The sequence below is a fragment of the uncultured Marinobacter sp. genome (assembly GCF_963974375.1).
Taxonomy (GTDB): Bacteria; Pseudomonadota; Gammaproteobacteria; order Pseudomonadales; family Oleiphilaceae; genus Marinobacter.
In genome coordinates this window covers 1-10,879 of the sequence record NZ_CAXBDN010000144.1, presented here as the reverse complement: position 1 = coordinate 10,879, position 10,879 = coordinate 1, and the positions used below count along the sequence as shown (strand labels likewise).

General features: G+C 59.5%; 9 protein-coding genes and 1 pseudogene. 7 read left to right on the top strand and 3 right to left on the bottom strand.

Annotation, left to right across the window (positions count from 1 at the left end; genetic code table 11):
* The 7 genes and pseudogenes from hisH to AAC035_RS12750 form a co-directional block, all read left to right on the top strand.
* Nucleotides 1–331: imidazole glycerol phosphate synthase subunit HisH (gene hisH / locus AAC035_RS12780; protein ID WP_339804767.1), on the top strand; the 331-nt coding region annotated here is incomplete at its 5' end.
* Nucleotides 332–425: 94 nt separating this feature from the next.
* Entirely contained in the window at nt 426–1,163 is a 738-nt protein-coding gene (gene hisA / locus AAC035_RS12775) for a 1-(5-phosphoribosyl)-5-[(5-phosphoribosylamino)methylideneamino]imidazole-4-carboxamide isomerase (protein WP_339804764.1), read from the top strand.
* A 10-nt stretch (nt 1,164–1,173) separates the two neighbouring features.
* Complete coding sequence (gene hisF, locus AAC035_RS12770; protein ID WP_339804761.1) at nt 1,174–1,944, top strand: imidazole glycerol phosphate synthase subunit HisF; 771 nt, start codon at nt 1,174–1,176, stop codon at nt 1,942–1,944.
* A 666-nt stretch (nt 1,945–2,610) separates the two neighbouring features.
* Nucleotides 2,611–3,430 (top strand): annotated as a pseudogene (locus AAC035_RS12765) (cytochrome c).
* 58 nt (nt 3,431–3,488) lie between these two features.
* On the top strand, nt 3,489–4,886 hold the full coding sequence (locus AAC035_RS12760) for a cbb3-type cytochrome c oxidase subunit I (protein WP_339804759.1): 1,398 nt from the start codon (nt 3,489–3,491) through the stop codon (nt 4,884–4,886).
* A 1-nt stretch (nt 4,887) separates the two neighbouring features.
* Nucleotides 4,888–5,706 (top strand): CbbQ/NirQ/NorQ/GpvN family protein, encoded by an 819-nt coding sequence (locus AAC035_RS12755; protein WP_339804757.1) that lies wholly within the window; start codon nt 4,888–4,890, stop codon nt 5,704–5,706.
* Nucleotides 5,707–5,758: 52 nt separating this feature from the next.
* Nucleotides 5,759–7,801: a VWA domain-containing protein gene (locus AAC035_RS12750; RefSeq protein WP_339804755.1), complete on the top strand. Its 2,043-nt coding sequence runs from the start codon at nt 5,759–5,761 to the stop codon at nt 7,799–7,801.
* 9 nt (nt 7,802–7,810) lie between these two features.
* On the opposite strand, the gene AAC035_RS12745 is transcribed toward AAC035_RS12750, so the two are convergent.
* From AAC035_RS12745 to AAC035_RS12735, 3 genes are all read right to left on the bottom strand, one after another.
* Nucleotides 7,811–8,608 carry a divergent polysaccharide deacetylase family protein gene (locus tag AAC035_RS12745; protein ID WP_339804769.1) on the bottom strand — a complete coding sequence of 266 codons (798 nt, stop codon included), beginning with the start codon at nt 8,606–8,608 and terminating at the stop codon, nt 7,811–7,813.
* Nucleotides 8,609–8,631: 23 nt separating this feature from the next.
* Entirely contained in the window at nt 8,632–9,969 is a 1,338-nt protein-coding gene (locus tag AAC035_RS12740; protein WP_339804753.1) for a S41 family peptidase, read from the bottom strand.
* Nucleotides 9,970–10,059: 90 nt separating this feature from the next.
* The coding region (locus AAC035_RS12735) for a peptidoglycan DD-metalloendopeptidase family protein (RefSeq protein WP_339804751.1) at nt 10,060–10,879 on the bottom strand (820 nt) is incomplete at its 5' end.

Genomic DNA, 10,879 nt, shown 5'->3' with positions numbered 1-10,879 from the left:
TCACTCCAGGGTACGGTTTTTCGGTGAGCAGCTGGAAGAAAACGGTGAGCGCCTCAAGGTTCCCCATATGGGCTGGAACCAGGTCTGGCAGACCGCCGACCATCCCCTGTGGCACCAGATTCCGGATGGCGACCGTTTCTACTTCGTGCACAGCTATTACGCCGAAGCGGACAACAACCCTGACATTGCCGGCCGCACCCGGTACGGCGTCGATCTGGCTGCAGCGGTTGCCCGCGACAATATCTTTGCCGTGCAGTTTCACCCGGAGAAAAGCGCCCGGGCAGGGCTGCAGTTACTGAAAAACTTCACAGAATGGACTGGCAGCCACTGAATACCTGCCGCGGATAGCACTGCCGCAGCCTTGACGCCATTGCTGTTGCCCGGTTACCGAGTGATGCAAGCCAGCCCGAAGGAACATAAACACTATGCTGATTATCCCCGCCATTGATCTTAAAGACGGTAAATGTGTACGCCTGCGCCAGGGCCGTATGGACGACTCCACGGTATTCGGTGACGACCCGGTTGATATGGCCACCCGCTGGGTGGATGCCGGCGCCCGGCGCCTGCATCTGGTGGACCTTAACGGCGCCTTTGCCGGCGAGCCGGTGAACGGCGAGATCGTTCAGGCCATTGCCCGTAAATCCCCGAAGCTGCCGATCCAGATTGGTGGTGGTATCCGTTCTGCCGAAACCATTGAGTCTTACCTGAAGGCGGGCGTGCAGTGGGTCATTATCGGTACCAAGGCGGTCAGGGAGCCGGACTTTGTGACGCAGATGTGCAAGGAATTCCCCGGTCACATCATCGTGGGTCTGGATGCCAAAGATGGCCGTGTTGCCATTGATGGCTGGGCTGAAGTGACCGAAGTCATGGCCACCGATCTGGCGAAGCGGTTTGCCAGTGATGGTGTCGACTCCATTGTATACACCGACATCAGTCGCGACGGCATGATGCAGGGCGTCAACGTAGAGGCCACCGCTGCGCTGGCGGAAGCCGGCGGTATTCCGGTGATTGCGTCCGGCGGTGTGACCAATATGGACGACCTGAAGCGTCTCGCCAAAGTGGCGGACAAAGGCATTCTGGGGGCCATCACCGGCCGTGCCATCTATGAAGGTACTCTGGATGTGGCGGAGGCCCAGGCCTTCTGCGACAGCCTGAACGCTTAAGGAGCAGCGAATGGGACTGGCCAAACGTATCATTCCCTGTCTGGACGTGGACAAGGGCAGGGTGGTCAAGGGCGTCAACTTTGTGGGTATCCGCGACGCTGGTGACCCGGTCGAAGTGGCGCGCAGATACAACGAGCAGGGTGCCGACGAGATCACCTTTCTCGACATCACCGCCAGCCATGAAAGCCGCGATACCACCTATGAAACCGTCGAACGCATAGCCAGCCAGGTGTTTATCCCGCTGACCGTTGGCGGCGGCGTGCGGACCGTGGATGACATCCGCAAGCTGCTGAATGCCGGTGCCGATAAGGTCTCCATCAACACCGCGGCGGTGTTCAATCCGGACTTTGTGCGCGAGGCGGCCGACCGGTTTGGCAGTCAGTGCATTGTGGTGGCGATCGATGCCAAGCGGGTCAGCGCCGAGGGCGAAACACCGCGCTGGGAAATCTTCACCCACGGTGGCCGCAAGCCTACGGGCCTCGATGCTGTGGCCTGGGCCCGCAAGATGACCGAGATGGGTGCCGGCGAACTGCTGCTCACCAGCATGGACCGGGATGGCACCAAGATCGGTTTTGATCTTGGGCTTACCCGGGCCGTGAGCGATGCGGTAACCGTTCCGGTGATCGCCTCCGGCGGTGTCGGTGAACTGCAGCACCTTGCCGACGGGGTGACCCTGGGCGGCGCCGATGCGGTGCTGGCCGCATCAATTTTCCACTTTGTGCAGCACACCATTCCCGAAGCCAAGGCGTTTATGAAAGCGCAGGGTATTGAGGTTCGCTGACAACAAAACAAGAACACCGGGCATGGCGCCCGGTGTCACAATGTACTGACTGATCGACCGGGTCAGTGTCCTGCGCTATCGTCCACCTCCTCCTCTTCTTGCTGAAGATGCCCGGGTCTGTTTCGCCTCTTACGGTGAGAATTCCGGCCAGCCCTTTCCTGGCCCGGGCCATAAACCCTTTCGAAGATTTCCCCGATGACGCGGAAGCCTGATACCAGGTTCGGTCTGCCTATACCGAAGAAGATGCGGCATGGTGTCTCCGGTATTGGATTCCATGTTGGAGGTGCTGGTAAGCGCCGGCATGGAGCCGTTGAACATGATGTCTCGAACGGGCATGCACATTCAGTGCAAATAAAAGTTATTCACGTGCATGTTTATGGTGTAGGCGAACGGAAAAATGACGCAAACCGGAGACTATCGTTGTAATTGGCAATCTGTGTGTTGGTCTTTTCTTGAACAGACGGAAATAGCTGCTAGCTTTAAGATGCATAAATAATAATTCTAATGATTGAAGACCAGGGAGGTTTCATGCGGCAGAAAAAGCTCTACACACCGTTCCGAATATTCAGTTTTGTTGTACTGGCCCTGATGGCCACCGCCATCATTTATGCAGTGTCCATTTCAGTCCTGTACTGGAATGGGATTGGCGTATAGGCAGGACTGACCATGACAAACCGACAGTCACGCATCTTCGCGGTTGCAGCCACTGCAATCTCGGCACTGATCTTTCTGATCCTGACGCTGGACAGCCACCGCCAGTTTCCGGAGCTGACCCACTCTCAGAACATCACGCCGGAAGTCACCCACGGCAAGGATGTGTGGCACAAGTACAACTGCATTAACTGCCATACCCTGTTTGGTGAAGGTGCCTACTACGCCCCGGATCTGACCAAGATCACGCAGCACCGTGGCGAGGCCTATCTCAAGGCCTATATGAAGAATCCCTCCGATTTCTATGACGAACAGAAACACCGTCGCCTGATGCCCACTCAGAACCTGAGTGACAAGGAGATCGACGACCTGATCCTGTTTCTGGACTGGGTCGCCAATGTGGACAATCAGGGCTGGCCGCCCCGGCCGATTCTGGTCACTGGCGGGATCGCCGTAGCCGGCGGTGCGGAGGACGCTCCCGGAGCCACACCGGTCGATGAGCCGGACGATCCGCGGGCCAAAGGTCAGCGGGTTTTCCGCACCGCTTCACCCGCCTGCAATGCCTGTCACTCCACGGCACCCGGTGCCGATATGGCCGGGCCCACCATGGCTGGACTGGTGGGCCGAGGAGATGCTGGCCTCTGCTGACTATCAGGGCGAGGCGACGGATGTGGAAGGCTATATCCGCGAATCCATTGTTGCACCCAGTGCCCATCTGGTCCCCGGAGCCATGTATTCGGCCGGGGGAGCCTCGTTCATGCCGACCGGTTATGGTGACAGTCTCTCTGAAGCAGAGGTTGATCAGTTGGTTGCCTACCTTATGACACTCAAATAAAAATGCGCCAGAGTCTTGTCCCGGACAAGGTAAGGCCTCAGCGACAGGGAGAACAATAATGCGGTATCAATCGCAATCCGTTGCCTACTGGTATTTTGCAGTTGCCATGGCGCTTTTTGGCCTGCAGCTGGTCTTCGGCCTGCTTTCGGCCGCCAAATATCTGGGGCCGGACCCCTTGCTGTACATACTGCCGTTTGATGTTACCAAGGTGATTCATACCAATTTGCTGATTGTCTGGGTACTGGCCGGTTTCATGGGCGGCACCTACTGGCTGATACCGGATGAATCCCGTACCGAATTGCACAGCGTCAAGCTGGCCTACATCCAGTTGATCCTGTGGACGTTGATGGGGGTGACGGCCATCATCGGTTATCTGTTCCGGTACGGTACCGGTAACAAGCTGCTGGAGCAGCCGCTGCCCCACAAGATCGTGATTGTCATATGCATGCTGATTTTCCTGTACAACATCGGCATGACCATCAAGAAATCGGGACGGTTTACCACCACTGAAGGCGTTCTGGTGCTTGGTCTGGTCAGCTCCGCCTTGTTGTTCTTTCCGGCATTGCTGCACTACGAGAACTACACCGTTTCCATCTTCTACCGGTGGTGGACAATCCACCTCTGGGTAGAAGGTGTGTGGATGATGATCATGGGCTCGTTTCTGGCCTATCTGCTGATCCGTCTGTCGGGTGCAGATCGCGAGGTCATGGAAAAGTGGTTGTACGTCATCGTCGGTCTGGTGTTTATCGCCGGTATTCTGGGAACGGCCCATCATTATTACTGGGTAGGTGTGCCTCAGTACTGGCTGCCGATTGGCGGCTTCTTCAGTGCTCTGGAGCCTGCGGCGCTGGTGGGCATGGCCATATTTGCCTACAGCGCCATGCGCCGCTCCGGACTGGCTCACCCTAACGCCCTGGCATTGCACTGGACCATTGGCAGCGCCTTGTTTGCGCTGTTTGGTGCGGGGTTGCTGGGCCTGGCCCACACCTTTCCGGCCATCAACAAGTGGACCCATGGCACCCTGATTACGGCTATGCACGGCCACGCCGCCTTCTACGGCGCCTACGCCATGATCGTGCTGGCGATGATTTCCTATGCCCTGCCGCAGATTTGCCCGGGACGCCCTGAGAGAGGCACCTCCATGGGATACTGGGCCTTCTGGATGCAGGTGGGCGGCATGTTCGGCATGACCCTCTCGTTCGCCACCGCCGGCATCGGGCAGGTGTATCTGGAACGGATAATGGGCATGGGTTACCTGGATGCCCAGCTCAAGATTCAGGTCCATTTCCTGATGCTCATCGCAACCGGCAGCATGTTCGCCATCGGTGTCGGGTTGTTTATCTATGATTTCTTCCGTTACCGGCCGGTATTGGACAGGGTGGAGGGCGACGCGCCGGTGGAGGCGCCACTCAGCAGTGGTCGCAGCACGAGCAGCCCGGCAAAAGGAACGACCTGACGTGTCCGCTGACGAGCTGATCAAACCCGGTGAGGGGCGAGCGGGAGACAAACCCTATTATCTTCCGTCCGGTCCTGAAGTCGGTATTTTCGAGCAGTGCCACGCCAGCAAACTGGCGGCCATGCTCAAGGGACCGACCGGTTGTGGGAAGACCCGGTTCGTGGAATACATGGCCTGGCACCTGGGCCGGCCACTGGTCACCATTCCCTGCCACGATGACCTCACTGCCAGTGACCTGATCGGGCGTTACCTGATTCGCCATAACGGCACCGAATGGCAGGACGGGCCACTGACCCGGGCAGTGCGGGAAGGCGCTATCTGCTATCTGGATGAAGTGGTGGAGGCGCGGCAGGACACCATCGTGGTCCTCCATGCCCTGACCGATCACCGGCGAATCCTGCCCATCGACAAGACCGGCGAGACGGTCCGGGCCGCACCCGGGTTTCAGTTGGTGGTGTCCTACAACCCGGGCTACCAGCGCATGATGAAGGACCTGAAGCCCAGCACCCGCCAACGGTTTGTGGCCATGGACCTGGATTTCCCCGCCGCCGGGCAGGAAACCAGGATTGTGATGCAGGAGAGTGGCGCCGACGAGGCAATCTCCCGGGCTCTGGTGGAACTGGCTCATCGCATCCGTTCGTTGCGGGACCGGGGGCTGGCCGAAGTTCCCAGCACCCGCCTGTTGATTGCAACGGCAAGTCTCATAGGTAACGGCATTCCTGTGAAAGAGGCCTGCTACGCCGGCCTCATCTCACCGCTCTCGGACGATGAGTCCCTGGTGGGCGCCATGCATGACCTGGTGGATGCCACCTTTGTCTGATTCCGCCTGGCTGGGTGACGAAACGGCCAGCGCATAACCTGGAGCAGTGGCCATGGCTGAAGCCGAAGAGGTTGTCAGCGACGTTGCACGACACGCAACGGTCTACGCACAGTCGCTGTGGAAGCGTTATCGCACGTCTTCGGATAACTCCGGGTTAACCACGCTGAACGACGTTGCTGCCCGCCTTGACCTGCTGATTACCGCCATTTTCGGTGAAGGCTACCCGTTGCGGGTGGCGCAACCGCCTGCCCATGCCACTATGCTCGCCATTCTGTTCAGGCATGACCGCCGGCCCAGGCGAGAGGCCGCAGTGCCGGCCACGGACGGCGTGTCTGTCTGGCTGCCGCCTGATCTGGGTAATTCCGATGGCGCTGAAGCTACTGTGCTTTACCGTGTTATGGCGCTGCAACAGGTGGTCCGGGCCCGCCGGGGTGGTGCAAAACAGATCAACGAGGGCCTGGCGCCGGTGCTGGCGGATATCTTTCTGCTGCTGGAGGCCTATTCCGCGGACCTGGAGCTGGCGGGGTTGCTGCCCGGCATGACCACAGCGCTGGCACAGCTGCGCCAGCGAGCCCTGACAGCAAGACCACCACTGCAGCGATTCCCTGGTTGCAGGCAACCACTGGAGCAGCTGTACCGGTCTTTCCTCGTTCTGCGGGGTGGCCAGCCTCACCCGGCCGTGCCCTTCAGCGACTCGCCGGCCGAATCATTGGCCACTGCCCGCAGGCTGCTCAGGGAAGCCAGCCTGGTACCGGAAGGCCTGGATGAGAAAAAGCTGGGCCCCGAGCCGTTACTGAAAGACTGGTGGACCGGAGAGTTCCGGTCACCGCCGGAGGCTGTCGCTGCCCAGACGGAGAGTGGGCAAAGTGACGGCACGGATGAGGCCCCCAGGGGCGGCCACCTTCCCCGGCGGCCCAGGGAGCGCAAACCCACAGAAGAGGAGGAACGGAACGAAAACGAAGACAGCATATGGATGATTCAGGGCGACGAGTCCCATCCTCACGCTGAGGACCCCATGGGGATGCAACGACCCGTGGACCGGGATGATGACATCAGCGCCGACCAGTACGGCGACCTGGTGTCGGAAATGACCGAAGCGCGCCTGGTATCAACCCCAGGCCAGCCAAAGGAAGTGCTGCTGTCAGATGACCCGCCGGATGCCAGGGCAAAGCTGGAACTCAAAGCTGCCATTGCCGCAGGGGAGGGGTTGAGCTATCCGGAGTGGGATTACCGCAACCGGGTCTACCGGGTACCCGGTGCCACGGTCCGCTTGTTGTCGTCGGGGCAGGGCTCTCAGCAGTGGGTCGATGACACCCTCAGGGCCCACGAAGTCATGCTCAATGTGATCCGCCGCCATTTCGAGATGCTGAGTGCCCGGCGTGTACGTTACCGCAAGCAGACCGACGGTGATGACATTGATCTGGATGCCTGCATCGAGAGCTACGCCGATTATCAGGCCGGGCGTCCCCTGAGCGATGGTCTTTATCTGAAACAGCGGTCGGGAGACCGCAACATGGCCATCCTGCTGCTTATGGACATCAGCGGATCCACCGACAGCTGGGTGTCAGCGAACAAACGCATCATTGATGTTGAGCGGGAGGCCCTGCTGCTGGTCTGTGTGGCGCTGGAAAGGCTGGGCGAGCCTTATGCCGTGCAGGCCTTCTCCGGCGAGGGACCGGATGCGGTCACCGTGCGCCAGGTGAAACGGTTCGACGAAAGCTATGACAACGAGGTTGCCCTCAGGATCAGCGCGCTGGAGCCCCAGCATTACACCCGTGCCGGTGCCGCCCTGCGCCACGCCACCGCCGGACTGATGAAGCAGCCGGCGGCCCATCGGCTGCTATTGTTGCTTTCTGACGGCAAACCCAATGACAAGGATGACTATGAGGGGCGCTACGGTGTCGAGGATATGCGCCAGGCCGTCACCGAAGCCAGCCTGCAGGGCATCTCCCCGTTCTGCCTGACCATTGATCGCCAGTCGCCCAACTATCTGCCGCGGATCTTTGGTGCGCATCAGTACCGGTTGCTGACCAGGCCGGAGTTGCTGGCCACGGTGTTACTTGACTGGATGAAGCAGCTGATTGCGCGAAATTAACGAGAGGCACTAGTCTGATGAGTTGGCCGTGCGCACAAGTGACGGGCTGATGAGGCGTTTCTCACCGTCGGCAAACATCCGTTCGTTGTTGTTACGGATCGCCCAGACCGCGCTTACCGTGGCCACGGCTATGCCTTCCTCATCCAGTGCCGGCAGGGCTTTTTCCAGGTAGCTGATGGTCACCTCGTAGGGATGACCGATGCCGATGGCGGTGCCATTCTCCTTCGCTTTCCGGATCAGCAGCTGGAATTGCTGATGCACGAACTCCTCGGTTGCCTCATGGTCCAGGAACACGTCACGGGTCATGGTGGGGACCTGGTGCTGTTCGGCGACCCGGCCGGCAATGGAGCTGGCGATGGTGCGACTGTCGATAAAGTAGAGCGGAAAGTTATGCAGCTCTTCCATGACCCAGCTCATGGGTTGTTCCATCTGGGTCAGCAGGCTGCCCATGTGATTATTCACGCCCTGGACGTGGGGCAGGGAGCGCAGTGCCCGGCGCAGGGTCTGAGCCACCTGCTCGCGGTTCATCTCCGGGCTCAGACCACCGGCGCCAAGACCAATCAGACGGGTGTTGGCCATGGGGGCGTGCAGCATCACCTCTTTCTGGTGCTGGTGGGCCTGTCTGGCCAGCGCCGTGGTGTAAGGCCTGAACGGCAGGAACGCCAGTGTGAGGGGTTGTTCCAGCCGGATCAGGCGAGACTCCTGAACGGCGTTATGTCCCATGTCATCAATAATGATGGCAATGGTAGGGGCGACCCCGGATTCTTCTGCCAGAACCGTCCACGGCAGCACCGCTGCCAGTATCAGAAACCCCAGGCGACGGCAGGCTGTCACTGGACCGGCGCCTCTTTGTTGCCCAGAATCCGCATGCCCTTGAGCAGGTTGAGCGCAGACTGCAGCTGGAAGTCGCGGTTGTTGTCACGGGTCCCGCTGCTGTCCTCTGCTGCATCCTCTTCATTCTTGTCGCCGTTATCCAGGTGACCACTCAGGTTCGCTTCACTGTATATGGCACCACCAGACTGTTCGGTCAGGGTGGCGGGGCGTACTTCAATGTCAGGCCGGATGCCTCTGGCCTGAATGGAGCGGCCGTCCGGTGTGAAGTAGCGGGCGGTGGTCATCTTGATGGCGTGAGTCTCATCCAGCGGAATGATGGTCTGCACAGACCCCTTGCCAAACGAGCGGGTACCCATGACAACCGCCCGGCCGTGATCCTGCAGTGCACCTGCCAGTATTTCCGATGCAGACGCCGAGCCACCGTTGATCAGCACGATGATGGGCGTGCCATTGGTAACGTCGCCGGCACGGGCGTTAAAACGCAGCCGTGAACTCTGGATTCGGCCCTCTGTGTAGACGATCAGCCCTTCATCGAGCACGGCATCTGAGGTTTCCACTGCCGCCTGCAGAATGCCACCGGGGTTGTTGCGAACGTCGATGACCAGCCCGTTGAGTGTGTCGTCATTTTCCTGCAGCAGTGCGCTGACGGCCTCTCTGAACTGTTTGCCGGTTTCTTCCTGGAACTGGGTAATCCTGATGTAGCCATAACCGGGTTCCAGGGTCCGGGACTTGATACTGGTGACCCTGATAATGGCCCGCTCCACATCCAGTTCAATGGGGGCACTTTCACCGTCCCGCATGATGGTAAGGGTAAGAATGGTTCCGGGTTTGCCGCGCATTTTGCCCACCGCGTCCTGCAGGCTCATGCCTTTGACCGGTTCGTCACCGAGTTTGATGATCAGATCACCGGCCATGACGCCGGCACGTTGCGCCGGGGTGTCGTCAATGGGGGCAATTACCTTGACGAAGCCGTCCTCCATGCCGACTTCGATACCGAGGCCACCGAATTCTCCGCTGGTGCTTTCTTCCAGCTCTTCATAGGCCTTGGGCTCGAGGTAGGTGGAATGAGGGTCCAGGCCGGACAGCATGCCCTTGATGGCGTTTTCAAGGAGTTCCTGGTCAGAAATCTCCTCGACATAGGCGTCTTTGATACGGGCAAAGACTTCGGTGAACTTGCGCAAGTCATCCAGCGGCAAGGTTGCCCGAATCTGCTCGGCAGGAAGGTCGGCAGAAATCGCCTGTTCCTCTGCCCAGGCCGGTGCAGCCAACAGACAGCTGAAGGTGATAAGGCCAACCAACACACTGGCCTTGCGGAATTCGGTTACCCGTATCATGCGGTCATCCTGTTTTGAGGCTTATATTCAGGTTGCTGTAAACCATAAGCTAACGACAGTATGGCGGTCTGCAATGGGTTTGTCAGCAGGCTAGGGCCGTCTCAGCCAGGGTTCCGGGTTCTGGGGTTTGCCCTGGTGACGCAGTTCAAAATATACCGCAGGATCATCCGTGCCTCCGGTGCGCCCCGCCAGGGCAATGGCCTGTCCGGTCTGAATCCAGTCGCCGGGCGATGTGAGCAGACTGCTGCTGTGGCCGTACAGCGTCATATAGCCATTACCGTGGTCAACAATGGTCATCAGGCCGAAGCCCCGCAGCCAGTTGGCGAACACCACCCGGCCGTGGTGAACGGCTTTTATCTCGGCCTCTTCGCTGGTATTGAACAGCACGCCGTTCCGGCGCAGGTGACCCTGGGCCATGCTGCCGCCAAAACTTGCGACAATGCGTCCGTCAGCTGGCCAGCTGAGACTGCCACGACGTTTATTGAAGGGTTCGGTTTCATTTGGGGCAGGGATGTTGGCAATGGCTTCCTCTACCTCCCTGAGCAGTTTTTCCAGGCGGTCGCGGTCAGCCTCCAGGGTGCTTCGCTCACCCTGGCGCTGGCGGATGTCCTGCTGCAGGGCGGCCAGGGTTTGCTGGCGTCGGGCTTTTTGTTGCTCCAGCTGCTGCTGGCGTTCTACCGTCTGTTGTTCCAGCCTGGTCACTTCCGCCCGCGCTTCCAGCACCTGCTGGCGAGTCTGGCGGAGTTCCCGCAGGGTCTGGTTGAAGGACTCAAGGCGCCGCAGGTTGTCACCGCTGAGATACTCGTAGTAGGTAAGGGTGCGGGCGATTTTTTCAGGACTTGCCTCGTTCAGCAAAACCTTGATGGCGGGTGCGTGACCTTCCATCCAGGCACCCTGAATCTGGGATCGC